Genomic DNA, 26019 nt, shown 5'->3' on the forward strand with positions numbered 1-26019 from the left:
CCACGTGCCGCCCCCCCGCCGCGCCCCCGCACCGCGTCGGCCGCCCCCCGCGTCCCGACAGATGAACTGATCCGCATAAGGCCCGGCCTCCGTGGTATCCGTGGAGTCCGGGCCCACGTTCACCACCGGTTCTTCCGGATTCCCGTCAGTCCGAAGGGCGGGCGAGTTTACCCACTCGTGCCGATCTTCATGCGGCGTGCCGCCGTTTTTCTTCGTCTGACGGGCTGAACTTTTGTTGATCGTGGGTCAAGCGAGCCGTCTGTCGTCCTACCCTTCAAAGGGTGAACAAGCTGATGTCCCGAAAGTCCGAGGCCGACCTCCCCGGGGATGAGCTCCCCGGCGCCCTGCCGGAGGCACTGCGCGCCGAGCTCATCGCGTTCCGCCGCGACCTGCACATGCACCCCGAACTCGGCAACCAGGAGTTCCGCACCACCGCGGCGATCAAGGGCCGCCTCGAGCGGGCCGGTCTGGCCCCCCGCGTGCTCGACATCGGCACCGGACTCATCTGCGACATCGGCGAACCGGACCCGGACCGCCCCATGCTCGCGCTGCGCGCCGACATCGACGCGCTGCCCATCCCGGACACCAAGATCGGCTGCGCCTACCGCTCCACCGTGCCCGACCGTGCCCACGCCTGCGGCCACGACGTGCACACCACCGTCGTGCTCGGCGCCGGCCTGGTCCTCGCCGACCTGCACCGCCAGGGCCTGTTGCCGAACGCCGTACGGCTGATCTTCCAGCCCGCCGAGGAAGTGCTGCCGGGCGGAGCACCGGAGGTCATCAAGGAAGGCGCGATGGAGGGGGTCGGGCGGATCGTCGGGGTGCACTGCGACCCCAAGGTGGACGCCGGGCGCATCGGCCTCCGCTACGGGCCCATCACCTCCGCCTGCGACCGCCTCGAGGTCACCCTGGACGGCCCCGGCGGCCACACCGCGCGCCCGCATCTCACCACCGACCTGGTCACCGCCGCGGCGCGCGTGGTCACGGACGTGCCCGCGGTGGTCGCCCGCCGGGTCGACGCGCGCTCCGGTCTCTCGGTGACCTGGGGCCGTATCGAGTCGGGCCACGCGCCCAACGTCATCCCGCAGCACGCCGAGCTGTCCGGGACCGTGCGCTGCCTGAACCTCGCCGCCTGGGAGGCCGCTCCCGACCTGGTGCACGCGGCGATCGACGAGATCGCCAACCTCTACCGGGCCAAGTCCCAGATCAACTACATCCGCGGGGTCCCGCCGGTCGTGAACGACCAGGTCGTCACCGAGTTGCTGTACGCCGCGATGGCGTCCCGCCGCGGGGTGGACGCCATCGAGGACACCGAGCAGAGCCTCGGGGGCGAGGACTTCTCCTGGTACCTGGAGCACGTCCCCGGCGCCATGGCCCGCCTCGGCGTCCGTGACCCCGGAGACCATGTCTCCCGGGATCTGCACCAGGGCGACTTCGACGTCGACGAGACGGCGATCACGGTGGGCGTGGAGCTCTTCACGGCGACGGCATTCCTCCACACGCTGTCGAGCTGACCCCGGTCATGCGGCGAAAAGGCCGGTTTCCGGCCCTTTTGCCGTACCGCTTCACCGCGCCGTAACCGTCGGCAGCGGTTCGTAACTCGAGGTCGGCACGAATCGATAACGTCCGGGAGCAACCCCGTTCCCCTCGACGTCTACGCGCGTTACTGTCCGCTGCAGTCGGCGTCGGCAACGGCGCTCTGGGGATTGTGTAAGGGGAACTCTCGTGCGTCGCATATCTCGGAGATTCAGGCTCACCCAAGCGGCTGTCGCCGCGACGGTGGTCGTCCTCGCCGCCGCCGGGTGCGGCAAGACCAGCAGCGAGTCGGCGCAGGACGACGCCACCGCGGGGTCCTCGTCCTCCTCCGGCGCCTACTCGGGCAAGGGCATCGGCCTCGCCTACGACATCGGCGGCCGTGGCGACCAGTCCTTCAACGACGCCGCCTACACCGGCTTCGAGAAGGCCACCAAGGAATTCAAGATCGGCGGCCAGGACCTCGAGCCCAGCGACGGCGAGTCCGAAGCGGACAAGGTGCAGCGACTGGAGCAGCTCGCCAGGGCCGGCTACAACCCGATCATCGGCGTCGGCTTCATCTACGCCCCCGCCGTCAAGGAAGTCGCCCCGAAGTACCCGAAGATCACGTTCGGTGTCATCGACGACAACCAGGTCCAGGCTCCCAACGTGGCCGACATGGTCTTCGCCGAGGAGCAGGCCTCCTACCTCGCCGGTGTCGCCGCGGCGAAGGCCTCCAAGGCGAAGCACGTCGGCTTCATCGGTGGCGTGGACATCCCGCTCATCCACAAGTTCGAGGCGGGCTTCGTCCAGGGTGCCCAGTCCGTCGACCCCAAGATCAAGATCGAGAAGCGCTACCTCACCGAGAAGCCCGAGGACGGTGGCTTCTCCAGCCCGAGCATGGGCAAGGAGGCCGCGAGCGGCCAGATCGAGGCCGGCGCGGACGTCATCTACCACGCGGCGGGCCTGTCCGGTCAGGGCGTGATCCAGGAGGCCGGCGCCAAGAAGGTCTGGGCGATCGGCGTCGACTCCGACCAGTACAAGCAGAAGGCGCTGGCCAAGTACAAGGACTGGATCCTCGGCTCGGCGCTCAAGGACGTCGGCGGCGCGGTCTACAACCTGACCAAGTCGGTCGTCGAGGGCAAGCCGCTCACCGGCGAGCAGCGCGGCGACCTGAAGTCCGGCGGCGTGGGCTTCGCCGACTCCAACCCGAAGTACAAGGCCATGACCGACGTCGTGGACGCCGTGGAGAAGGCCAAGGAAGACATCGTCAGCGGCAAGGTCACGGTCAAGACGGAGTAGCCGGCGGGGCCCGTCACCGGGCCCCTGTCCGTCGGGCCTGGGTGGCCCGGGGCGGGTTGTACCGACGGCCCGGGGCGGTTGTTCGACGGCCCGTCCGGGTGGCCCGGGGGCCCGGTTGCTCTGATGGGTCGGGTGGCCCGGGGGCCCGGTTGCTCTGATGGGTCGGGTGGCCCGGGGGCCCGGTTGCTCTGATGGGTTGGGTCTGCCCGAGGGGCCGGTTGCTCTGATGGGTTGGGTCTGCCCGAGGGGCCGGTTGCTCTGATGGGCCGGGTGGCTCTGACGAGCCGGTGTTTCTACGGGCCAGGCACCCCGCCCGACGGGACCGACGCCCCGTGCGTAGCACGCAGGTCCTGACGGGGCCGCTGCCGCGGCCCCTCAGGGCCGAAGCCCCACGGGGCCGACGCCCGAACCAGCCCGGCGCTGCCCAGTCGGACCGCGACGCAGGTGTGCCCCCGCGGGGGCACACCCCGACATGACCACCCAACCCGCGCAATACCGGAGCCGGCACCAGGCCACAGCCCGGACGGGCCTCCGGCCTCCGGGCTCAGGCTCCCGGGGCACCAGGCTTCCGGAAGGCAGCCCCTCCGTGCTCCCACCTGCGGGTCTCCGGGGCTTCCGGCCCTCTGGGCTTCCGGCTCTCCGGGCTTCCCGGTCCCGGGCCTCCGGGCTTCCCGGCCCCCGGCTCTCCGGGCTCCCGGCTCTCTGGGGCACCTGGGCATCCGCCTCTCCGGGCTGCCCCCGCCTTCGGGCTCCGGTCGTCCCGGCCCCGCCCTCGTGACCGCTGGGTCTCCGGCTCTCCGGGCTCCCTGGTCTCCGGGCTCCCGGGTCTCCGGGCTCCCGGCTTTCCGGGGGACCTGGGCCGCCGCCCCTCCGGGCTCCTCCGTGGTTCCCGGCTCCCGCCCGGTTCCCGCCCCTCCCGGTTCCCGCCCCTGCCCGGCCACCGCCCCTCCCGGCTGCGCCCCTCCGAACAGCGGGACCCCCCGCCCCTCCGGAACACCCGGCCCCCACCCCTCCGGCCTGCTCCCGGCCCTCCCGGCCCCGCCCCCGGGCGCCTTCGCAGGTCGTGCGCCCTTTGCCGCTCGGAAGGGGCGTGCGCGTGTGTGAGTGGGGGCGGTGAACTGGTCGGTAACACCGGCCACAGGTCGGTAACGGACCGGACAGAAGGGTTTTTCCCACAGGTCTACGCGCGTTACGCTGCGCCGGAACGTGCGCCTCGATCAGGCGCTTGCACAAAGGAGTCATTGTTCCATGCGCCGGGTCTCCCGTATCGCGGTTGCGACCGTTGCGACCGCTACCCTTGCCGCCTCCCTCACCGCCTGTGGCGGCACGTCGTCCGAGGCCGCCGGCGGCGGCGGTGGCGACGGCAAGAGCAGCAAGGGTGTCGCCCTCGCGTACGACGTCGGCGGAAAGGGCGACCAGTCCTTCAACGATGCCGCCACCGCCGGCATGGAGAAGGCCGCCAAGGAGTTCGGCTACGGCCAGAAGGCGGTCGAGCCCAGCGACGGCGAGTCCGACGCGGACAAGGTGCAGCGCCTCGGGCAGCTCGCCAAGGCCGGCTACAACCCGGTGATCGGCGTCGGCTACGCCTACGCGCCCGCCGTCAAGGAAGCCTCCAAGACCTTCCCGAACGTCACCTTCGGCATCGTCGACGACGAGACGGTCCAGGAGAAGAACGTCGCCGACCTCGTCTTCCACGAGGAGGAGGCGTCCTACCTCGCGGGCGTCACCGCGGCGCTGACCACCAAGTCCAAGACCGTCGGCTTCATCGGCGGCGTGGACGTCCCGCTCATCCACAAGTTCGAGGCGGGCTTCAAGCAGGGTGTGGCGGACACCAACCCCAAGGTGAAGGTCCTCTCGCAGTTCCTCACCGAGAAGGCCGAGGACGGCGGCTTCTCCAGCCCCGACAAGGGCAAGACGGCCGCCCAGGGCCAGATCGAGGACGGTGCCGACGTGGTGTACCACGCCGCGGGCCTGTCGGGTCAGGGCGTGATCGAGGCCGCGGCCACCGCCAAGAAGTGGGCCATCGGCGTGGACTCCGACCAGTACAACCAGGACGCGCTGAAGGCGTACAAGCAGTACATCCTGACCTCGGCGCTGAAGGACGTGGCGGGCGCGGTGTACAACCTCGCCAAGTCGGTCCAGGAGGGCAAGCCTGCGACCGGCGTGGTGCGCGCCTCCCTGAAGACGGGCGGCGTGGGCCTCGCGGACTCCAACCCGGTGTTCAAGGACAACACGAAGCTCCAGGAAGCCCTGAAGACTGCCACGGAGGGTATCGAGAACGGCACGATCAAGGTCAAGACGTCCTGAGCATGGCCATGTTGACGTTGTAATGGCAGCGTTACGGTCGCGAAAACGGGGTGTGGGGAGGATGGCCTCCGCGCGCCCCGTTCGCGCGGCGGAGTGTCAAGAAGAAAACCTCACCTCCGCACCAGCAGTTGAAGCAGGGGCGCTACGCGCGTAGGTTGGCCCCTTTTCCAAGGAGAGTGCGCCATCGACGCGTCCAGCAGCCCTCCGCCCACCGCTCAGTCCACCGCGGTGGAGCTGACGGGGATCACCAAGCGGTTCCCCGGCGTGGTCGCCAACCACGACATCCATCTGACCGTCCGCAAGGGCACCGTGCACGCCCTCGTCGGCGAGAACGGCGCCGGCAAGTCGACCCTGATGAAGATCCTCTACGGCATGCAGAAGCCGGACGAGGGCACCATCGCGGTCGACGGCGAGCCCGTGTCCTTCCACAGCCCCGCCGACGCCATCGCCCGCGGCATCGGCATGGTGCACCAGCACTTCATGCTCGCGGACAACCTCACCGTCCTGGAGAACGTCGTCCTCGGCAGCGAGAAGCTGCACGGCATCGGCGGCGCGGCCCGCAGGAAGATCAAGGAGATCTCCGACCGGTACGGGCTCGGTGTGCGCCCCGACGCCCTCGTCGAGGACCTCGGCGTGGCCGACCGGCAGCGTGTGGAGATCCTCAAGGTCCTCTACCGAGGCGCGACCATCCTGATCCTCGACGAGCCCACCGCGGTGCTCGTCCCGCAGGAGGTCGACGCCCTCTTCGCCAACCTGCGCGAGCTGAAGGCCGAGGGCCTCGCCGTCATCTTCATCTCGCACAAGCTGGGCGAGGTGCTGTCGGTCGCCGACGAGATCACGGTCATCCGCCGCGGCACCACGGTCGGCACGGCCGTCCCCGCCGAGACCACCCCCCGTCAGCTCGCCGAACTGATGGTCGGCAGCGAACTGCCCACCCCGGAGACCGCCGAGTCCACCGTCACCGACAAGCCCGTCATCGAGGTCAAGGGCCTCACCGTCTACGCGAGCGGTGCCTCCCTGGGCGAGCTCGGTGCGCCCGCCGAGGTCGCCGACCCGGCGGGCGGCGCGGCCGGAGGCATCACCGGCGGCGGTCCGGTCGCCGAGGGGTCCGTGGGCGGACAGGTGCGGCGCGTCCTCGACGACGTCACCTTCACCATCCACGCCGGTGAAGTGATGGGCATCGCCGGTGTCGAGGGCAACGGCCAGACCGAGTTGATCGACGCGCTCATCGGCCTGAAGAACGCCGACGCCGGCTCCATCGCCTTCCTCGGCGAGGACATCACCGCCTGGCAGACCCGAAAACGCCGCGAGCAGGGCATCGGCTACATCCCCGAGGACCGCCACCGCCACGGCCTCCTCCTCGAGGCCCCGCTGTGGGAGAACCGGATCCTCGGCCATGTCACCGAGAAGCCCAACACCAAGGGCAAGCGGGCGTTCTGGCTCGACCCCGCGGGCGCGCAGGCCGACACCCGGCGGATCGTCGAGGAGTACGACGTCCGCACCCCCGGCATCGACGTCACCGCCGCCTCGCTCTCCGGCGGCAACCAGCAGAAGCTGATCGTCGGCCGCGAGATGAGCCACCGGCCGAAGTTCCTGATCGCCGCCCACCCCACCCGCGGTGTGGACGTCGGCGCACAGGCCGCGATCTGGGATCACATCCGCGACGCCCGTCGCGAGGGCCTGGCCGTCCTGCTGATCTCCGCCGACCTGGACGAGCTCATAGGCCTGTCCGACACCCTCCGCGTGATATACAACGGCCGGCTCGTCGCGGACGCCGACCCGGCCGCCGTCACTCCGGAGGAGCTGGGCTCCGCCATGACCGGTGCCGCCACCGGGCACCTCGAGCACGTCGAGCAGGAGCCCGCCGAAGACGCTGCAGACGCTGAAGACGCCGAAGACGCGGAAGAAGCCGCCCCGGAGGACGAGGCCCGATGAAAAAGTTCGACAGGGAGCGGGTGCTCCTCGCGGTGGCGGGACCCGTCATCGCGCTCATCGCGGCGGTGGCGCTGACCTCGGTCGTGCTGATCGCCTCGGGCAAGAGCCCGATCGAGCCGTACAGCCTGATGTTCGAGCAGGCGACGTTCTCCGACATTCAGGTGCTGATCATCAACCAGGCCGGGATGTACTACCTGGCCGCCCTCGCGGTGGCAGTCGGCTTCCGGATGAACCTGTTCAACATCGGCGTCGACGGCCAGTACCGCCTCGCCGCGATGATGACCGCGGTGGTCGGCGCGCACGTCGACCTCCCGGCCGTCCTGCAGATTCCGTTCCTGATGCTGGTCGCCATGCTCACCGGTGCGTTCTGGGCCGGTATCGCGGGCGTCCTCAAGGTCACCCGCGGGGTGAGCGAGGTCGTCGCCACGATCATGCTCAACGCGATCGCCACCAGCCTCATCGGCTACCTCACCCTCACCTCCGTCTGGGGTGTGCCGCTCGGCAACAACCAGACCACCGGCGAGATGAAGAAGTCCGGCTGGTTCCCCGGCATCGACATGGGCGCCGCGGGCGAGATCTACGGCTTCACCCTGATCGCCGTCCTCATGGGCGTGCTGTACTGGCTGGTCCTCAACCGCACCCGGTTCGGCTTCGACCTGCGCGCCACCGGCGCCTCCGAGACCGCCGCCGCGGCCTCCGGAGTGGACGCCAAGCGGATGGTCCTCACCGCGATGCTGATCTCCGGCGGTGTCGCGGGTCTCGCGGGCATGCCGATCCTGCTCGGCGACGCCCACACCTACAGCCTGTCCTTCCCGACCGGCCTCGGCTTCACCGGCATCACCATCGCCCTGCTCGGCCGCAACAACCCGGTCGGCATCGCCTTCGCCGCCCTGCTGATCGCCTTCCTCGACAAGGCCTCCCCGGCCCTCGACTACGTGGGGTACGACAAGGAGATCGCAGTGATCATGCAGGGCCTGATCGTGCTCGCGGTCGTAGTCTCCTACGAGGCCGTCCGCGTCTGGGGCCTGCGCCGCCAGCAGCACCGGGTCGGCGAGGAACTGGCCGCCGCCGCTGCCGCCACCAACGACGACAACCACACCGAGAAGGAGGTGGCGGCCCGATGAGCACCACGACCGTCGCCAAGCCCACGGCGCCGAAGCCCGCCCCGGGCCGCCGCCGCGTCTCCCTCCCCGTCGTCCTGCTGATCATCGCGGGCGTACTGGTCCTCACCTCCGTCGTCCGGCTGATCACCGACGCGGACGGCATCACCTCCACCGGACAGATGTCCACCGCGCTCCGGCTCGCCGTGCCGATCGGCCTCGCCGGGCTCGGCGGTCTGTGGGCCGAGCGCGCGGGCGTCGTGAACATCGGCCTCGAGGGCATGATGATCCTCGGCACCTGGTTCGGCGCCTGGGCCGGCTACCAGTGGGGCCCGTGGACCGGTGTCGCCTTCGGCATCATCGGCGGAGCGCTCGGCGGACTGGTGCACGCGATCGTCACCGTCACCTTCAACGTCAACCACATCGTCTCCGGTGTGGCGATCAACATCCTGGCGCTCGGCGCCACCCGCTACCTCTCGACGTTCACCTTCGAGAACGCCGAGGGCGGCACCTCCAAGCAGTCCCCGCCGATCGACTCCCTCGGCACGTTCGACGTGCCCGGACTGTCCGGCTGGCTGGAGACCCTCAACCAGAAGCACTGGTTCCTCGTCTCCGACATCGCGGGCCTGGTCGGCGGTCTGATCACCGACCTGTCGCCGCTCACGGTGGTCGCCGTCGCCCTGGTCCCGGCCAGCTGGTGGGTGCTGTGGCGCACCTCCTTCGGACTGCGCCTGCGCTCCTGCGGCGAGAACCCGGTCGCCGCCGAGTCCCTCGGCGTCAACGTCTACAAGTACAAGTACATCGCCGTGGTCGTCTCCGGCGGACTCGCGGGCCTCGGCGGCGCGTTCCTGTCGATCGTGGCCTCCAACATCTACCTGGAGGGCCAGACCGGTGGCCGCGGCTACATCGGTCTCGCCGCGATGATCTTCGGCAACTGGATGCCCGGCGGACTCGCCCTGGGCGCCGGCCTCTTCGGCTACACCGACAGCCTCAAGCTGCGCGGCGGCGGCACCAACGTCCACGCGCTTCTGCTGCTCATCGCGATCCTGCTGGTGGTCGGCGCGCTGTACCTGCTGTGGAAGAAGCGGATCGTGCCGGCCATCATCACCGGCGCCGTCTCCGCGCTGATGTTCGTGTGGTTCTTCGCCACCGACGAGGTCCCCAACCAGGTCGTCACCGCCACCCCGTACGTCGTCACGCTGCTGGTGCTGTCGCTGTCGGCGCAGCGCCTGCGGATGCCGAAGGCGGACGGCATGCCGTACCGGAAGGGACAGGGCAAGTGACCTCCGGCTCCGAGTCCACGTCCGGGGCGGGCGCCCCGCACGTGGACTGGGACGCCCTCCGCGAGACGGCGCGGGACGCCATGTCCCACGCGTACGTCCCGTACTCGGGCTACCCGGTCGGCGCCGCGGCCCTCGTCGACGACGGCCGGGTGGTCTCCGGCTGCAACGTCGAGAACGCCTCGTACGGGCTCGGGCTGTGCGCCGAGTGCGGCCTGGTCTCCGCGCTGCAGCTCGGGGGCGGCGGTCGGCTCACCCACTTCACCTGTGTGGACGGGCGCGGCGAGATCCTCGTCCCGTGCGGGCGCTGCCGTCAGCTGCTGCACGAGTTCGGGGGCCCCGACCTGCTGCTGGAGACCCCCGAGGGGATCCTGCGGCTGTCGGCGATGCTGCCGCAGGCGTTCGGCGCCGACCACCTCAAGTAGTCGTCCACCTCACGTGACACGACTCGTGTGCGGCCCTCCCGGCCGGGGGGCAGGAGGGCCGCACACCTTTCTCTTTTTCTAGTTCTCCAGTTCTCCAGGGCTTAGGGATTTCCATGGACGTCATCTCCGTCATCCGCACCAAGCGGGACCGCGGCGAACTCGGCGACGAGCAGATCGACTGGGTCATCGACGCGTACACCCGCGGCGAGGTCGCCGACGAGCAGATGTCCGCGCTCGCCATGGCGATCCTGCTCAACGGGATGAACCGCCGGGAGATCGCCCGCTGGACCGCCGCGATGATCGCCTCCGGCGAGCGGATGGACTTCTCCTCGCTGTCCCGCCCGACCGCCGACAAGCACTCCACGGGCGGCGTCGGCGACAAGATCACCCTGCCGCTGGCCCCGCTGGTCGCCGCCTGCGGCGCGGCCGTCCCGCAGCTGTCCGGCCGGGGACTCGGCCACACCGGTGGCACGCTCGACAAGCTGGAGTCGATCCCCGGCTGGCGTGCCCTGCTGTCGAACGAGGAAATGCTGAGCGTCCTGGACACCACGGGAGCGGTGATCTGCGCGGCGGGCGACGGCCTGGCCCCCGCAGACAAGAAGCTCTACGCCCTGCGGGACGTGACCGGCACCGTCGAGGCCATCCCGCTGATCGCCTCCTCGATCATGTCGAAGAAGATCGCGGAGGGCACCGGCTCGCTCGTCCTGGACGTGAAGGCCGGCACCGGCGCGTTCATGAAGACGATCGAGGACGCGCGCGAACTGGCGTCCACGATGGTCGGTCTGGGCACCGACCACGGCGTGAAGACGGTCGCGCTGCTCACGGACATGTCCACCCCCCTGGGCCTGACCGCGGGCAACGCGCTGGAGGTCCGCGAGTCCGTGGAGGTCCTGGCGGGCGGCGGCCCCGCGGACGTCGTGGAGCTGACCCTCGCCCTGGCCCGGGAGATGCTGGACGCGGCGGGCTTGAAGGACGCCGACCCCGCCGAGGCCCTGGCGAACGGGTCCGCGATGGACGTCTGGCGCCGGATGATCGCCGCGCAGGGCGGCGACCCGGACGCACCCCTGCCCACTTCCCGCGAACAGCACGTGGTGACGGCGTCGGCCTCAGGTGTACTGACCCGCCTCGACGCCTACGACGTCGGGGTCGCGGCCTGGCGCCTGGGCGCGGGCCGCGCCCGCAAGGAGGACCCGGTGCAGGCCGGGGCGGGCGTCGAACTGCACGCGAAGCCGGGCGACACGGTGACGGCGGGTCAGCCCCTGCTCACCCTCCACACGGACACCCCCGAGCGCTTCGAGTACGCCCTGCAGGCGCTCGAAGGTGCGTACGATGTCGGGGCCGCGGAGACGGAGTTCACGGCGGGGCCCATCGTGCTGGAGCGCATCGACTGACCACGCGGTGACGGGCCGGGCGGGCTGGAACGGGGGTTCGGTGCCTGGGGACGGGGCACGTGTGGCGCGAACTGGGCGCGGTGCACCTGGGGTGCGGCCTGGCCACGAGGCTGGTGTGGTGCGGCCTGGGCGCGGGGCCGGCATGGTCCGGCCTGGGCACGGGGCGGGTGTGGTGCGGTGGATGAGGTCCTGGCATCCGCTGGCCGTCGATGTCGGGATCACCCTGCTGGTGCAGCTCGCGGTGACCATGCCGTTCGTCGTACCGCGCGATCCGCGGCTGCCCGAGGCGACCTGGATTTCCTACGCGGTGACCAGCCTGGGCGTGCTGCCGCTGGTGTGGCGCAGACGGGCGCCGGTCACGGTGCTGTTCGTGATCACCGGACTGCAGGTGCTCTACCGGGCCGCGCTGGACGGCCCGGGCCAGCCGCTGCCGTACGCGGGTCTGGTGGGTGTGTACACCGTCGCCATGCTGTCCACGCTGCGGCAGCGCATCGCGGTGATCGCGGTGGGCGTGCCGGCGATCGTGGTCACGGTGGCGTTCAACACCGGGCAGGCCAGGGAGCTGCTGTTCTCTCTGTTCACGTTCTTCGGGGCGTATGCGCTGGGCACCCTCACCCGCACCCGGCAGGCGTTCGCCGCGGAGGCCGAGCGCAGGGCGGCCGAGCAGGCCGTGGTCCGTGAACGGGCCCGCATCGCCCGGGAGATGCACGACGTGCTGTCGCACTCGGTCGCCCTGATGGTGGTCCAGGCCGAGGCCGGACCGGTGGCCGTACGGGCGGCGCCGGAGCGGGCCGAGGCGGCGTTCGACGCCATCGCGGGGACCGGGCGGGAGGCCATGGTGCAACTGCGGCGGATGCTGGGGGTGTTACGCGAGGACGCAGCCGACCCGCGCGAGCCGCAGCCCTCGGTGACCGCGCTGCCCGCACTGCTGGAGCGCGTCGAGGGCAGCGGGCTGACGGTCTCGTACGACACCAGCGGCCCGATACGGTCGCTGCCCCTGGACATCGAGGCCACCGTCTACCGGGTGGTCCAGGAGGCGCTGACGAACGTGGTGAAGCACGCCGCCGCCGACCGGGTCTCGGTACGGCTCGACTACGGCAGCGACACGGTCGACATCACCGTGACCGACGACGGCCGGGGGCCGGGCACCTCGGCTTCCCGGGACGGCCACGGCCACGGCCGTGGTAACGGTCACGGCCGTGGTAACGGTCACGGCCTGGTCGGCATCCGGGAGCGCGCGGCCGCGCACGGCGGCACGGCCCGCATCGGGCCCGGCCCCGGCGGCAAGGGTTTCGAGGTCTTCGTGAGTCTGGGAGTGGGACGTTGACGATCCGTGTGGTGGTGGCCGACGACCAGGAGCTGGTGCGCAGCGGCTTCGTGATGATCCTGGACGCGCAGCCGGACATCGAGGTGGTCGCCGAGGCCGGGGACGGCGCGGCGGCGGTGGAGGCGGTGCGCCGCCACGACCCCGACGTGGCTCTGCTGGACATCCGGATGCCCCTGATGGACGGCATCGAGGCGACCCGGGTCATCTGCGCCGGTACGGAGTCGGACTGCCGGGCGCTGGTGCTGACCACCTTCGACTCCGACGACTACGTCCACGAGGCGCTGTACGCGGGGGCGAGCGGGTTCCTGCTCAAGGACGTGCGCCGGGACGACCTGGTCCACGCGGTACGGGTGGTCGCCGCGGGCGACTCGCTGCTGGCTCCCTCGGTGGCCCGCCGGCTGGTCGCGGACTTCGTACGGCGCCCCCGCGAGCGGTCCGTGGGACCGGAGCCCTCCGAGCGGCTGGACGCGCTCACCGCGCGGGAGCGGGAGACGCTGCACCTGCTCGGCCGAGGGCTGTCCAACGCCGAAATCGCCGTGGAACTGGTCGTCAGCGAACACACCGTCAAGACCCACGTCAGCAATGTGCTGGCGAAATTGGGGCTGCGGGACCGCATCCAGGCGGTCATCTGCGCGTACGAAACCGGGCTGGTAAGCGCCGGGCAGTGACGTCTCAGGGCGTACTCCCCCGCGCGGGGGAGGAGCGGACGGGCAGAGATCGCTCGCTCCGGCGATCCGTCATATGCCCCTGATCAACAGGATGGGAGTCGTCAACAGGACCGACTCACCTTCTGGAGCGCAGAGTTGAAGGCATACATCCGTACCGCCCTGTCCGCCGCCGTCGTCCTCACCGTGGCGGCCGGAGCGGCAGCCGCCCCCGCCGTGGCCGCCCCGGCCGCGGCGCGCACCGCACCGGCCGTGACGGCTCCCGCGTCCACCCTGGACGAGGCCGCCCTGCGGCAGACCATCGCCGGCCTGCCCGCCGACGACGCCACCGCCGCGGTCATCCGCGTGGGCGGCACGGACGGCACCTGGCACGGGGTCGCGGGCGTCCGCGACATCACCTCCGGCCGCGCGGCCCTCGCGGACGGCCGGTTCCGCGCGGGCAGCATCACGAAGGTCTTCACGGCGGCCGTCGTACTCCAGCTCGTCGCCGAGCGGAGACTGGACCTGAACTCCCCCGTGCAGGACCACCTCCCGGACCTGTTCCCGTCCCACTACCCGCCGATCACCGTCGCCCGACTCCTCAATCACACCAGCGGACTTCAGCCCGCCGACGGCCCCGGCGACAGCTTCGCGGCCCAGTACGCCGCCCGCTTCGACAGCACCACTCCGCTGGAGCTGGTCGCGTCGTCCACGGCGAAGAGGCTCGAGTTCGACCCGGGCACCGCACAGCACTACCTCAACATCAACTACACGGTGCTCGGTCTGCTGATCGAGAAGGTGACCGGCTGCTCCTACGAGGACCAGGTCCAGCGCCGCATCCTGGACCCGCTCCGGCTGCGCCACACCTCCTACCCCGGTGCGGACCCGCGGATCGCCGGTCCGCACAACCGCGGCTACCAGCGCACCGATTCGGGCCTGGTCGACGTCACGGAGTGGAACGTCTCCGCGGGCTGGGCGGCCGGCGACATCATCTCCACCGCCGCCGACCTGGAACGCTTCACCACGGCGCTGTTCAGCGGCCGGATCGTCCCCCGTGCCCAGTTGCGGCACATGCTCGAAGTCCCGCAGCGCATCACCATGTACGGCAGCACCGACCCCGCTTCGTACACCATGGGCCTGACCCGCTCGGTCCTCCCCGACGGCACCGTGGGCTACGGCAAGTCCGGCGAACGCTACGGCTACGCGAGCGGAATCGGAGCGACGCTCGACGCCGAGGGGCGCATCGACCGCACCCTGGTCTACTCGGTCAATTCGACGAACGCCAAGTCGAAGAACGGCAACCCGCGCAACCTCCCGATCGTCCTCGCGGCACTGAAGAAGTGAGTCCTGCCGCGCTCACCCCAGCAGGGCCGCCACCACCACCAGCACCGGCACGGACAGCATGGTCGACAGCAGGATCGCCTCCCGGGCGAGGACCACTCCGGCGCGGTACTGGGAGGCGTAGGTGAACAGGTTCTGCGCGGCGGGCAACGCCGAGGTCACGACGACGTCCAACAGGGGCGCGCCGCGCAGCCCGAACACACCACTCGCGAGCGCCCAGGCGACGAGGGGCTGACCGACGGCCTTGAGTGCGACGGACAGCAGCACCGGGTGACGGTCGGAGCCGCGCCCGGGGAGGGTGCTGCCGCACAGGGAGATACCGAAGGCCAGCAGCACGGCGGGGACGGACATGTTCCCGATGAGGGTGAGCGGGTCCATGATCGGCCCGGGTACGTGGAGCCCGGTGGCGGAGACGAGCACACCGGAGAGCGAGCCCACGGCGATGGGATTGCGCAGGGGCGCGCCGAGCCGCTGCCAGAGCGGTGTCTTCCGGCCCTCGCTCGCGTTCTGCCTGGCCTCGGCGAGATCGAGGACGGTCAGCGCGATCGGTGTGATGGCGATGACCTGGAACAGCAGCACGGGCGCGACGAGCGAGGCGTCACCGAGCACGTACACGGCGATGGGGATGCCGAGATTGCCCGCGTTGACGTAGCTGGAGCAGAGCGCGCCGATGGTGACGCGCCCGAGACCCCAGCGGCGGACGACACCCACGGCGACGAAGACCCCCGCCACGGCGGCCGTGCTGAGCGCGGTGACGAGCAGCCGACTGGAGAAGATCACGGACAGGTCGGCCCGCGCGAGGGTGACGAACAGCAGGGCGGGGGAGGCCACATGGAAGGCGAGCTTGGTGAGCACCTCCCGCCCGTTCTCGCCGAGATACCCGCGTCGCCCGATCACATATCCGACCCCGATGACCACGGCGATGACCGCGAACCCGGTCAGAACGCCTTGCACTCGGCCTCCTCATGGAGGAGCTGTTCAGATATGTGATCGTCGGTATCTTCATGCGCCATACATCCAACTTTCCGGGGATGGAGGGCGCGGGGTCAATGTGATCCCGGATGATGGGCATGGTGGCCAGGGGAGGCACTTTCGGGTGAATGGGATCAGTGGACCCGTTTCGGTCCCGTTCGGCATGCTGGGATCGGTGACGCACCGATGGGAGAACCGCCGTGAGGGCACTCACCGTAAGCCAGGAGCCCGACCAGAGCTGGGACGACCTCGTCCGGTTCTGGGAGGGGATGGAATGGCCTGAGGGCAGCAAGGTGGAGATCATCGAGGGGATCATCACCGTGTCACCTGCTCCCGCGTCCGGCCACAACGTGATCGCCTCGAGGATCCACCGCCGTCTGCTCTCCGTGATTCCCGAGGAGTGGGAGGTCTGCCAGACCCTGGCTGTCGCAGTGCCGTCGCGGCTGGGCATGTTCATCCCCGACCTCGTGGTGGTGCGGGAGCTGGACGGTGAGGGGGAGGCCACTCACATCCCGGCCGGCATGGCCGAGCTGGCCGTCGAGATCACTTCGAAGTCCAACGCCCGTCACGATCGAGTCAGCAAGCCAACTGGCTATGCGGCTGCTGGAGTCCCCTTGTACCTCCTCGTTGACCGGTGGGCCGAGCGCGGTCCCACAGTGACGCTCTACGGCCAGCCGAAGGGCGGTGTCTACAGAGTCCTGAGCACTGTCAAATTCGGCGAACCCATCAAACTGCCCGCCCCCTTCGACCTCGTGATCGACACCAGCGAGTTCCCCGCCAAGTAAGGGCCGCACAGCCGCCCCGATGAGTTGTGCCCGTCCGCTCGGTCTACCGTACGTGGACGCGACAACACCCCCCGTACTCGTGCTCGCCCGCCCCGTCACCCGCGACGAGGTGCCGGGACTCTGCGACGACCTGCGGACGCTGATGAAGGCCGGCGGGGCCGGAGCCGTGGTGTGTGACGTTGCCGGGCTCGGGCCGCCGGGGCTCGCCGTCGTCGACCTGCTCGCCCGGCTCGAACTCACCGCGCGCCGGGCCGGAGGCCGCATACGGCTGCGGGGCGCCACCCCGGCCCTGCATACGCTGCTCGAACTAGTCGGTCTCCGCTTCGAGTTGGAGGGGCAGGCCGAAGAGCGGGAACCAGCGCGCCGTGTCGAGGAAGCAGTGGAACCCGGTGATGCGGCCCTTTGAGATCTCCAGCACCTGCACCGCCCACGCCGTGTAGCCCCCGCTGTCCGGGTCCGGCTTGTACTGGGCGAAGCCCGGCATGCCGTTGACGTTCACCGGCATCAGCCGGGAGCCCGCGCAGGCCGCACCCAGCGTCGTCATGAAGCCCGTGATGTCGTCCGTGCCGCGCAGCCACAGGTCGAACGGCGGCATCGTCATCACGGCGTCCTCATGCAGCAGAGTCGTCAGCGCCGCCATGTCGTACCCCTCGAAGGCCGCCACATAGCGCTCCAGCAGCTTCTGCTGCTCCTCGTCCAGCGGATCCGAGACAGCGGCCTCGGCACCCTCGCCCTGCCGCTCCGCGAGCGTCGCCCGGGCCCGCTGCAGCGCGCTGTTCACCGACGCCACCGAGGTGTCCAGCAGCTCGGCGACCTCGCTCGCCTTCCACGCCAGCACCTCCCGCAGGATCAGCACCGCCCGCTGCTTGGAGGGGAGCTGCTGCAGCGCGGCGACGAACGCCAGCCGCACCGACTCCCGCGCGACGGCCGCCTCCGCCGGATCGTCGACCGTCGGCAGCACGCGCGCGTCCGGCATCGGCTCCAGCCACACGTTGTCCGGACGGGGGGCGAGCGCGGCCTGAGCGAGCGGGGTCGACTCGGTCAGGTCCATCGGACGCGCCCTCCTGTTGCCCGCGTTCAGCATGTCCAGACAGACGTTCGTGGCGATCCGGTACAGCCAGGACCGCAGGCTGGAGCGGCCCTCGAAGCGGTCGTACGAACGCCAGGCGCGCACCATCGTGTCCTGCACCGCGTCCTCCGCCTCGAAGGACGAGCCCAGCATGCGGTAGCAGTACCCCGTCAGCTCGACCCGGTGCTTCTCCAACCGGATGTCGAGGTCCGCCGTCGTGACCGTACCTTCGCTCATGCCAACCCACCCCTGTGGCTGCTGCTGCGTTCGTGACGCTTCCTGACGTCCCTGACGCCCCTGACGTCCTTGTGATGCCGACCTCCGCCGGCACTTCGGAAGCTACCGCAGCCCACTGACAATGGCCTCCGGAGCGGACGAACGCGCAGGCAGAACGCGAAACGGGGGCGCGGCCTCCGCGGCCGCGCCCCCATGGGCCAACTCCGGGTCACCTGGCCGTCAGGCCGCCGCCAGGTGCCGGCGCCGCACGCGTGCCGCCCGGGAGCCGAACACCGTGATCGTCACGACGCCCGCCACCGCGAGCATGCCCAGCCCGGCGGTCCCGGCCCAGCCGCCCGCGTGGAAGGCCACCGCCCCGAGCGTGGAGCCCGCGCTGGATCCGATGTAGTACGCCGACTGGTACAGCGCCGACGCCTGGGCGCGGCCCTCCTTCGCCGTGTGGCTGACGGCCGACGAGGCGACCGCGTGGCCCGCGAAGAAGCCCGACGTGATCAGCACCAGACCGAGCAGGACCAGCGGGAGCGAGTCGGCCAGGGAGAGCAGCAGACCCACGACGACCGTCGCCCCGCCCAGGTAGAGCGCGCCCCGGCGGCCGAGGCGGCCCACCAGCCGACCCGCCGCCGATGCCGAGACCGTGCCGACCAGATAGACCAGGAAGACCGAGCCGACGATGCCCTGCGGGAGCGAGAACGGGGCCTCGGTGAGCCGGTAGCCGATCACCGTGTACACCGCGCCGAACACCGTCATGAACAGGGCGCCGATCGCGTACAGACGGCACAGGAGAGGATTCGAGAGGTGGTTGCGGACCGTGCGTGCCAGGACGCGCGGGCGCGGGGAGCCCGGCGTGAAGTGGCGCGGCGCGGGCAGCAGCGCGCGGAACGCGACCGCGCACGCCACCGCGACCACTCCGAGCACGCCGACCGCGGCACGCCAGCCCCACTCCTGAGCGATCCAGCCGGTGATCACCCGGCCGCTCATCCCGCCGACGCTGTTGCCCGCCACGAACAGGCCGATAGCGGTGATCAGCGCCTTGGGGCGGACCTCCTCGGCGAGATACGCCGTCGCGGACGCCGGAAGTCCGGCGAGCGCCGCGCCCTGCACCGCGCGCAGTGCGATCAGCGCGCCGAGGGAGGGCGCGAAGGGGACGAGGAGGCCGACGGCCACGGCGATCACCAGCGACGCCGTCATCAACGTACGCCGGCCGAAGCGCTCCGACACCGCGCTCAGGGGAAGGACGAACAGGGCCAGTGCGCCGGTCGCCGCCGACACCGTCCAGCTCGCCGCGCTCGCGCTCACGCCGAAGTCGGCGGAGATCAGCGGGAGCAGCGCCTGCGTCGAGTAGAGCAGGGCGAAGGTGGCGACTCCCGCGAGGAACAGGGCGAGGCTCATCCGGCGGTAGCCGGGGCCTCCGGGTGCCATGCGGTCGTCGACAGGGGTGGAAACCCTGCGGGAAGTGGTGGTGCGGGAGGTGGTGGTGCGGGCGTCCGTGCGGGTGGCGGACGCCCCGCTACTGGCGGGAGACATGCCTCGAACGTAGGCGCGGCAGCTTTCATCCGTCCAATGCATGGAATCGAGATAATCGTTCCCATGGTGCATGAGCAGAGGTCGTCGGGGCGTAAGGCGAACCCTTCCACAAACAGTGATCTACGAGACACCGCGCGTTCGGCCGCCGGACTGGACCCCGAGTCGTGGTCGGCCGTGCTCGCGCCACGGCTCGCCCACTTCGCCGGAGTCGCGCGGACCGAGCATGTGACGCGGGCCGCGCAGGAGATGCAGGTTCCGCAGTCGACCCTGTCCCGGGCGCTGGTGCGGCTGGAACAGGACCTGGGGGTGGAACTGTTCGCCCGGCGCGGGCGGGCGGTGGCGCTGACCCCGGCCGGACACACGTTCCTCGCCTCCGTGGAGCGTGCGTTGGGCGAGGTGGAGCGGGCGGCGGAGGCGGTGCGGGCTGATGCCGATCCGACGTCCGGGAAGGTCGCGTTCGGTTTTCTGCACACCATGGGGTCGGAGACCGTGCCCGAGCTGATCCGGGCGTTCCGGGTCGATCATCCGCGGGTGCGGTTCAGTCTGGTGCAGAACTACGGCGAGGCGATGATCGAACGGTTGCGGGCCGGGGAGCTAGACCTTTGCCTGACCTCTCCGGTTCCGGACGCTCCGGATCTCGTGGCGCGCCGGCTGGACGAACAGAAACTGCGCCTGGTCGTGCCGGCGGACCACCGGCTGGCGTCGCGGAGGCGGGTGCGGCTGGCCGAGGCGGCGGAGGAGATGTTCGTGACGCTGGAGCCCGGCTACGGCATGCGGCGGATCACGGACAACCTGTGCGAGGAGGCGGGTTTCCGGCCGCGGATCGCCTTCGAGGGCGAGGAGGCGGAGACGCTGCGCGGGCTGGTGGCGGCGGGGTTGGGGGTGGCGCTGCTGCCCCCGCCCGCCGTGCCGCGGCCCGGGGTGGTGGAACTGACGGTCACGGCTCCGCGGGCGGTGCGGGAGATCGGCGTGGCGTGGTTGCAGGGACACCCGGACACCGTGCCTGTGGCGGCGTTCCGGCGATTCCTGCTGTCGCGGCGGGGCAAGCTGCTGCCGGGGTGAGCCGGCCGAGTTCCCGAGAGCTCCGCTGCCCGCGGGGTCGGCGGCTTGTGCGGGGTGCTGGTGCGCGGCGGGGCAAGCTGCTGCCGGGGTGAGCCGGCCGAGTTCCCGAGAGCTCCGCTGCCCGCGGGGTCGGCGGCTTGTGCGGGGCGCTGGTGCGCGGCGATTGTGCGGGGTGCTGGTGCGCGGTGGGGGAGCGTCTGCCGGGGGGAGCCGGCCGAGCTTCCGAGAGCTCCGCTGCCCGCGGGGTCGGCGGCTTGTGCGGGGCGCTGGTGCGCGGCGATTGTGCGGGGTGCTGGTGCGCGGTGGGGGAAGCGCCTGCCCGGGGAGCCGGCCAAGCTGCCGAGGGGCCGCGCTTGGCGCTGGTCGTGGCCGGGGGCGACCTGCGTCAGGTGCCCGGGCGGCGGTCGGTGCGGATCAGTGCGGTCGGCGCAGTCCCGCGATGAGGAGTTCGACCAGCCGGCGTGCGTCGTAGCGGGAATCGCCGTCCGCGCCGATGCAGAGGTTCCCGACGCCGCGCATGAGGGCGTAGGCATCGACGTCGGAACGGATCTCTCCGGCGGTGGCTGCGGCCTCGAGCAGCTCGGCGCACACGGGCACGAGCCGGTCGAGGAAGTAGGTGTGCAGCGCCTCGAAGCCGGCGTCGTCGGACCGCAGCACGGCGGCGAGTCCGTGCTTGGTGACCAGGAAATCGACGAAGAGGTCGATCCATTGCCCCAGCGCGCCGTACGGAGTCGCGCTGCTCGCCAGCAGGGCCGGACCGGCCTCCGCGCAGGCCTCCACCTGGTGCCGGTAGACGGCGATGATGAGGTCCGCTCGCGTCGGGAAGTGGCGGTAGATCGTGCCCAGCCCGACGCCCGCCTTGGCCGCGATGTCGCGTACCGGCGCTTCCACGCCCGACGTGACGAAGACCGCGGCGGCCGCGTCGAGCAGGGTCTCCTTGTTACGCCGGGCGTCCGCCCGCTTGGACTGGGCCGCGCGCCCCGAGCCGTCGCCGCTGTCGTTCACCGCGAGTCCCTCCGCAACCGATCTTGCTAAACGGAACGGCGTTCCGTATCGTTGTTCCGGAACGAGGTTCCGCTTGTTCATGATGCCAGAGCACGGGCCCCAGGGCCAAGCATGCGCTAATGGAAGGCACACCCATGCCCGAATCAACCACGGCGAACACTCGCCTGATCGCGAGCGAGCCCACTCCGGTCGTATCCGTGAAGCCGGTCGTCCTGCCCGCACCGGGCCGCGGTACGGATCTCCAGGTCCGGGTCTCCGCGCCCACGACCGGGCGCGACCTGCCCGTCATCGTCTTCTCGCACGGCTACGGCTGGTCGATGGACGGCTACGCCCCGCTGGCCGACTTCTGGGCCGCGCACGGCTTCGTGGTCCTGCAGCCCACCCACCTCGACTCGAGGACGCTCGGGGTACCCGCCGACGACCCCCGTACGCCACGGATCTGGCGCTTCCGGATCGAGGACCTCAAGCGCGTCATCGACGAGCTGGATGTCCTGGAAGCCGCCGTGCCGGGCCTCGGCGGGCGCCTCGACCGGAGTCGCATCGCCGTGGCCGGACACTCCTGGGGGGCTCAGACGGCGAGCACGCTGCTGGGCGCGCGAGTCCTCGATTCCGACGGCGTACCGGGGGAGGACATGTCCGACCCGCGGGTCACGGCGGGTGTGCTGCTCTCCTGCACCGGTCGGGGCGGAGACGACCTCTCTCCGTTCGCGGCGGAGCACTTCCCCTTCATGAGCCCGTCCTTCGACGGCATGACCACACCGGCTCTCGTGGTCGCGGGCGATCAGGACAAGTCCCATCTGTCCGTCCGGGGGCCGGACTGGTTCACCGACCCGTACTTCCTGAGCCCGGGGGCCAAGAGCCTGCTGACCCTGTTCGGGGCGGAACACTCGCTCGGTGGCATTCCTGGGTACAACGTCGCCGAAACGACCGACGAGAGTCCCGCACGAGTCGCTCTGGTCCAGCAGCTCACATGGGCCTTCCTGCGCAGCGCTCTCCACCCCGAGGACCCCAGCTGGTCCGCGGCGCTCTCCGCGCTGGAGGAAGCTCCCGATCCGATGGGGCGGGTCGAGAGCAAGTAGCGGAGCCCTTCCGGTGGCTCGGTCCCCGGCGGTACCGGGGTCGCGCCTCAGCGGCGAGTTCGCCTCAGCGGTGTGAGTTGTTGCTGAAGCCCGAGGCCAGGGGCATGCGCAGGCCCAGGGGAGGCGGGGCGGCCAGGGCGTCCTGGAGGGGGCGGCAGAAGGCGTGGCCCAGGAGCGTGCCGAGGATGAAGTTCTCGGCGAGCGCGTGCACCTCGGAGCGGTACTGGTGGAGGGCGTGCCCGTCGGAGTGGACCTCGAAGCGGCAGATGTCGCGGTTCGCCTTCTTCGCGCGGGCGGCGTAGTGGAAGGAGAGCTCCGGGTCGGTCCGCTCGTCCTTCGTGCCGTGGACGATCAGAACCCGGCGCCCGGCGAGCTGCTTCACCGGTTCGGGTGCCGCCGCCACGTCCTCCTCCGGCAGCCAGGGAGCAAGGGCGAGAACCGAGTTGACCGCGGTGTGACCGGCCGCGTGCAGCGCCGCGCGGCCTCCCATGTCGACTCCTACGAGACAGACCGGGACGTCGCCGTAGCGTCGTACGATCTCGTCCGCCGCCCACTGGGCATCCCGCGCGAGGTGCGCCTCACTGCCGTTCCAGCCGCGGTAGCGGTAGTGCACCACGTGCGCCGCCAGCCCCTCCGCACGGCCCGCCCGGGCGAGGCGGCGGCCGAGCGCGAGGACGGAAGCGGTCGCGAGGAGTGGGGAGGGGCGGCGCTCGGATACCTCGTCGCCGCCCGGCAGCAGCAGCACCACCCCACTCACCGCCGGAAGTTCTGGACCGATCGGCCGCCCGAGTCGGGCCGTGCGCGCGGGTGTCGCTTGCTGTGGCATGACAGAACAGTGTCAGAAGGGATGGTGTACGCCACCCGTACGCAGGGTCACCATTGGGTATCGGCGTGGCCCTGGACGCGGTGATCTACGCGCGTAGGGATTAGGGTGCGGAAATGACGAGTAACACCCCCAACGCGGAACAGATCCGCCAGGCTCCCAAGGTCCTGCTGCACGACCACCTCGATGGAGGACTGCGTCCCGGGACCGTCGTCGACCTCGCCCGTGAGAGCGGGTACGAGGGGCTTCCCGAGACCGACCCGGACAAGCTCGGCGTGTGGTTCCGCGCGGCCGCCGACTCCGGTTCCCTGGAACGGTACTTGGAGACCTTCGCGCACACCTGCGCCGTCATGCAGACCCGCGAGGCGCTCGTGCGGGTCGCCGCCGAGTGCGCCGAGGACCTCGCCGAGGACGGAGTCGTCTACGCCGAGGTGCGCTACGCGCCCGAGCAGCACCTGGAGCGGGGGCTGACCCTCGAGGAGGTCGTCGAGGCCGTCAACGAAGGGTTCCGGGAAGGGGAGCGGCGGGCCCGCGAGAACGGGCACCGGATCCGGGTGGGTGCTCTGCTGACCGCCATGCGGCACGCGGCACGTGCCCTGGAGATCGCCGAACTGGCCAACCGCTACCGGGATCTGGGCGTCGTCGGCTTCGACATCGCCGGTGCCGAGGCGGGGTTCCCGCCCACCCGGCACCTGGACGCCTTCGAGTTCCTGAAGCGCGAGAACAACCACTTCACGATCCACGCCGGCGAGGCGTTCGGGCTGCCGTCCATCTGGCAGGCGCTCCAGTGGTGCGGCGCGGACCGGCTCGGGCACGGGGTCCGCATCATCGACGACATCCAGGTGCACGAGGACGGCTCGGTGAAGCTCGGCCGGCTCGCCTCGTACGTGCGGGACAAGCGCATCCCGTTGGAGCTGTGCCCCAGCTCCAACCTGCAGACCGGAGCCGCGGACTCGTACGCCGAGCACCCCATCGGGCTGCTGCGCCGGCTGCATTTCCGGGCCACCGTCAATACGGACAACCGGCTCATGTCCGGAACGAGCATGAGCCAGGAATTCGAGCACCTTGTCGACGCATTCGGCTACACGCTCGATGACATGGCCTGGTTCTCCGTCAATGCTATGAAATCAGCTTTCATTCCTTTCGATGAACGGCTGGCCATGATCAATGACGTGATCAAGCCCGGTTATGCGGAGCTGAAATCCCAGTGGCTCTTCCGGCAGACCGCGTCCACCAGGGGTTCCGTGGCGGAGGCGGAGTGAGCTGAAGCGGTTTAGCGGTGCCCCGGAGGCGGTCGGAGTGATGCTTCGGCCGCCTTTTCGGTGTTTGCGGGAGCGCTGGCTCCTGATTACGTTCTTGGACCGCTCTGCATTGCCCGTCGCATCCCAAGGACGCATTTAAATGAAGCAGTCTGCTGCCAAGACCCTCGGTGTCGCCGCGCTCGGTGCCGCCTTCGCCGCCGCGGGCGCCGGTGCCGCGAACGCCGCGCCCGCCGTACCCGCCGTGCCCGACGTCCCCGCTCCGGTCGGCTCCGTCGCCGACGCGCTGCCGGCGGGGAACATCGCCGAGACGCTGCCTGCCGCGGGTGCCGGTGCCGCCGCCGTCGAAGGGCCCGCGGCAGTCGGAGGGCCCGCGGCTCCCGTGACCGGACTGCTCGGAGGGCTGCCCGTTCAGGGGCTGCCCGCCGTGCAGGACGTGACCACGCAGGGCCTGCCCACCCAGGGCCTGCCCACGCAGCCGCTGCCCCCCGTGCAGGATGTGGTCACCCAGGGCCCGCCGACCCAGGGGCTGCCCACGCAGGGCCTGCCCGTCAACGGGCTGCCGATCGGCTGACTCGCGGCGGTTCACACAGTGGTGGGGCGCGCCCTGGGGGGCGCGCCCCACCGGCGTCCGGCGAGGATTCCTCGACCTCGCCGGACCGGACCTCACCAGGCCGTGCGGGTCTTGTTCTCCGAGGGGAGCAGGATCCACAGGGCTATGTAGAGCAGGATCTGCGGGCCCGGCAGCAGGCAGGAGACCAGGAAGATCACACGCATCGTGGTCGCGGAGGTGCCGAAGCGCCGGGCCAGCGCTGCGCACACTCCGCCGATCATCCGTCCGTTGGTGGGGCGGGCAAGGGCGGTCATGGTTTGGCTCCTTCGCGAACCGTAGGGAGGGACTTTCCGGGTCACCCGATCTTTTCGGGCTGTCCGGGCATGTCTGCCTTCTCGTTGCAATCAACGCTACGGCGGCGAAGGGGGCGAAGCGTCCCTCTACGGAGCTATCCCGACCCTGGGAATCGTCGGGGTCGGACCCTGAGCCGCTTCCTCCCTGTGGACGGCTTCGCTGCGGCGCTCGTTCTCCGCGCGTTCCGCCCGGCGGCGGAGGCGGGCGCGGGCGGCCGGGACGACAGCGAGGTGGGCCAGGGCCACGCCGACGGTGTTGAGCATCAGCGAGTCGACGTCCACGACCTGTCCCGGGACGCCCGTCTGCAGCAGTTCGATGGCGAGGGAGAGCAGCGCGCCGGCGGCGGTGGTGCGGATCAGGGAGCCGATGGGTGAGGTGACGAGTCTGCCGCCGACCGCGGGGAGCAGAACGCCGAAGGGGGCGAGGAGTGCCAGCCCCTCGCCCATGCGGCGGGCCGCGGTGGCGGGGCCCATGGCCAGGTCGGCCCTTATGCCGGCGAAGGGGCGCAGGTTAGGGGCGCTGACCCAGGGCACGTCCAGGGGACGCAGAGTGATCCAGCCGACGAGCAGGAGGTGCGCGACCAGGAGGGCGGCTCCTGCCACACGAAGGCGGATCGCGGCGCTGGTGTTGCCGCCGCTGCCGCTGCTCTTGCCTTGACGCTGCACGACCCCCAAGACGCGGGCGTCGGTGGGATCGGTTCCGGTGGCGGGTGCGGGGATCTCACTTGTGGGTG

At 70.7% G+C, this 26019-nt stretch carries 24 protein-coding genes; 17 read left to right on the forward strand and 7 right to left on the reverse strand.

From position 1 onward, the window contains the following. Positions 1-293 precede the first annotated feature (293 nt). The 11 genes from EF387_RS35715 (at position 294) to EF387_RS35765 (ending at position 14567) form a co-directional block, all read left to right on the forward strand. Complete coding sequence (locus EF387_RS35715; protein WP_128380878.1) at positions 294-1514, forward strand: M20 family metallopeptidase; 1221 nt, start codon at positions 294-296, stop codon at positions 1512-1514. Between the two features lie 211 nt (positions 1515-1725). Beyond that, entirely contained in the window at positions 1726-2814 is a 1089-nt protein-coding gene (locus tag EF387_RS35720) for a BMP family lipoprotein (RefSeq protein WP_128380764.1), read from the forward strand. Between the two features lie 1248 nt (positions 2815-4062). Next, positions 4063-5121 (forward strand): BMP family lipoprotein, encoded by a 1059-nt coding sequence (locus EF387_RS35725; RefSeq protein ID WP_128380765.1) that lies wholly within the window; start codon positions 4063-4065, stop codon positions 5119-5121. A 183-nt stretch (positions 5122-5304) separates the two neighbouring features. After that, positions 5305-7056, forward strand: a complete 1752-nt coding sequence (locus EF387_RS35730; protein ID WP_128380766.1) for an ABC transporter ATP-binding protein — start codon at positions 5305-5307, stop codon at positions 7054-7056. Then, positions 7053-8180, forward strand: a complete 1128-nt coding sequence (locus tag EF387_RS35735; RefSeq protein ID WP_128380767.1) for an ABC transporter permease — start codon at positions 7053-7055, stop codon at positions 8178-8180. The genes EF387_RS35730 and EF387_RS35735 overlap by 4 nt, the downstream gene beginning before the upstream one ends. Then, entirely contained in the window at positions 8177-9439 is a 1263-nt protein-coding gene (locus EF387_RS48750) for an ABC transporter permease (RefSeq protein ID WP_128380768.1), read from the forward strand. Before EF387_RS35735 ends, EF387_RS48750 begins: the two co-directional genes overlap by 4 nt. Then, entirely contained in the window at positions 9436-9861 is a 426-nt protein-coding gene (locus tag EF387_RS48755) for a cytidine deaminase (RefSeq protein WP_274388972.1), read from the forward strand. The genes EF387_RS48750 and EF387_RS48755 overlap by 4 nt, the downstream gene beginning before the upstream one ends. A 107-nt stretch (positions 9862-9968) precedes the next feature. Beyond that, positions 9969-11252: a thymidine phosphorylase gene (locus tag EF387_RS35750; protein WP_128380770.1), complete on the forward strand. Its 1284-nt coding sequence runs from the start codon at positions 9969-9971 to the stop codon at positions 11250-11252. A 181-nt stretch (positions 11253-11433) separates the two neighbouring features. After that, positions 11434-12579, forward strand: coding sequence for a sensor histidine kinase (locus EF387_RS35755; RefSeq protein ID WP_128380771.1), 1146 nt, complete (start codon positions 11434-11436; stop codon positions 12577-12579). Continuing rightward, entirely contained in the window at positions 12576-13247 is a 672-nt protein-coding gene (locus EF387_RS35760) for a response regulator (protein WP_128380772.1), read from the forward strand. The genes EF387_RS35755 and EF387_RS35760 overlap by 4 nt, the downstream gene beginning before the upstream one ends. A gap of 135 nt (positions 13248-13382) precedes the next feature. Continuing rightward, the gene (locus tag EF387_RS35765; RefSeq protein WP_128380773.1) at positions 13383-14567 is read left to right on the forward strand and encodes a serine hydrolase domain-containing protein; all 1185 of its coding nucleotides are present in this window, start codon (positions 13383-13385) and stop codon (positions 14565-14567) included. A gap of 12 nt (positions 14568-14579) precedes the next feature. Here EF387_RS35765 and EF387_RS35770 read toward each other — a convergent pair whose 3' ends face one another. Then, the gene (locus EF387_RS35770) at positions 14580-15518 is read right to left on the reverse strand and encodes an AEC family transporter (RefSeq protein WP_128380774.1); all 939 of its coding nucleotides are present in this window, start codon (positions 15516-15518) and stop codon (positions 14580-14582) included. A gap of 218 nt (positions 15519-15736) precedes the next feature. On the opposite strand from EF387_RS35770, the gene EF387_RS35775 reads away from it, so the two are divergent. Further along, positions 15737-16321: a Uma2 family endonuclease gene (locus EF387_RS35775; protein WP_128380775.1), complete on the forward strand. Its 585-nt coding sequence runs from the start codon at positions 15737-15739 to the stop codon at positions 16319-16321. 19 nt (positions 16322-16340) lie between these two features. After that, positions 16341-16727 carry an STAS domain-containing protein gene (locus EF387_RS35780; protein ID WP_128380776.1) on the forward strand — a complete coding sequence of 129 codons (387 nt, stop codon included), beginning with the start codon at positions 16341-16343 and terminating at the stop codon, positions 16725-16727. Here the strand turns inward: EF387_RS35780 and EF387_RS35785 are convergent. Continuing rightward, entirely contained in the window at positions 16629-17627 is a 999-nt protein-coding gene (locus tag EF387_RS35785) for a sigma-70 family RNA polymerase sigma factor (protein ID WP_128380777.1), read from the reverse strand. The genes EF387_RS35780 and EF387_RS35785 overlap by 99 nt on opposite strands. A gap of 219 nt (positions 17628-17846) precedes the next feature. Continuing rightward, positions 17847-19151: an MFS transporter gene (locus EF387_RS35790; RefSeq protein ID WP_128380778.1), complete on the reverse strand. Its 1305-nt coding sequence runs from the start codon at positions 19149-19151 to the stop codon at positions 17847-17849. A 63-nt stretch (positions 19152-19214) separates the two neighbouring features. On the opposite strand from EF387_RS35790, the gene EF387_RS35795 reads away from it, so the two are divergent. Continuing rightward, positions 19215-20213, forward strand: a complete 999-nt coding sequence (locus EF387_RS35795) for a LysR family transcriptional regulator (RefSeq protein WP_128380779.1) — start codon at positions 19215-19217, stop codon at positions 20211-20213. Between the two features lie 414 nt (positions 20214-20627). On the opposite strand, the gene EF387_RS35800 is transcribed toward EF387_RS35795, so the two are convergent. Next, positions 20628-21218 carry a TetR/AcrR family transcriptional regulator gene (locus tag EF387_RS35800; protein ID WP_128380780.1) on the reverse strand — a complete coding sequence of 197 codons (591 nt, stop codon included), beginning with the start codon at positions 21216-21218 and terminating at the stop codon, positions 20628-20630. Positions 21219-21352: 134 nt separating this feature from the next. Between EF387_RS35800 and EF387_RS35805 the strand changes: the two genes are divergently transcribed. Next, positions 21353-22297 carry an alpha/beta hydrolase family protein gene (locus EF387_RS35805; RefSeq protein ID WP_238431887.1) on the forward strand — a complete coding sequence of 315 codons (945 nt, stop codon included), beginning with the start codon at positions 21353-21355 and terminating at the stop codon, positions 22295-22297. 64 nt (positions 22298-22361) lie between these two features. Here EF387_RS35805 and EF387_RS35810 read toward each other — a convergent pair whose 3' ends face one another. Next, on the reverse strand, positions 22362-23123 hold the full coding sequence (locus tag EF387_RS35810) for a dienelactone hydrolase family protein (RefSeq protein ID WP_128380782.1): 762 nt from the start codon (positions 23121-23123) through the stop codon (positions 22362-22364). Positions 23124-23236: 113 nt separating this feature from the next. Here EF387_RS35810 and EF387_RS35815 point away from each other — a divergent pair, with 113 nt between their 5' ends. Both EF387_RS35815 and EF387_RS35820 read left to right on the forward strand, forming a co-directional pair. Further along, positions 23237-24382, forward strand: coding sequence for an adenosine deaminase (locus EF387_RS35815; protein ID WP_128380783.1), 1146 nt, complete (start codon positions 23237-23239; stop codon positions 24380-24382). 139 nt (positions 24383-24521) lie between these two features. Continuing rightward, positions 24522-24953, forward strand: a complete 432-nt coding sequence (locus EF387_RS35820; RefSeq protein WP_128380784.1) for an ATP-binding protein — start codon at positions 24522-24524, stop codon at positions 24951-24953. Between the two features lie 92 nt (positions 24954-25045). On the opposite strand, the gene EF387_RS35825 is transcribed toward EF387_RS35820, so the two are convergent. Together EF387_RS35825 and EF387_RS35830 are read right to left on the reverse strand one after the other, a co-directional pair. Continuing rightward, a complete protein-coding gene (locus tag EF387_RS35825) occupies positions 25046-25246 on the reverse strand; it encodes a PspC domain-containing protein (protein ID WP_128380785.1) in 201 nt (66 codons plus the stop codon). Between the two features lie 126 nt (positions 25247-25372). Further along, positions 25373-25951, reverse strand: a complete 579-nt coding sequence (locus tag EF387_RS35830) for a VanZ family protein (RefSeq protein WP_128380786.1) — start codon at positions 25949-25951, stop codon at positions 25373-25375. Between the last annotated feature and the right edge of the window lie 68 nt (positions 25952-26019).

Origin of the sequence: Streptomyces cavernae, from assembly GCF_004023625.1 — a bacterium.
Lineage (GTDB): Bacteria > Actinomycetota > Actinomycetes > Streptomycetales > Streptomycetaceae > Streptomyces > Streptomyces cavernae.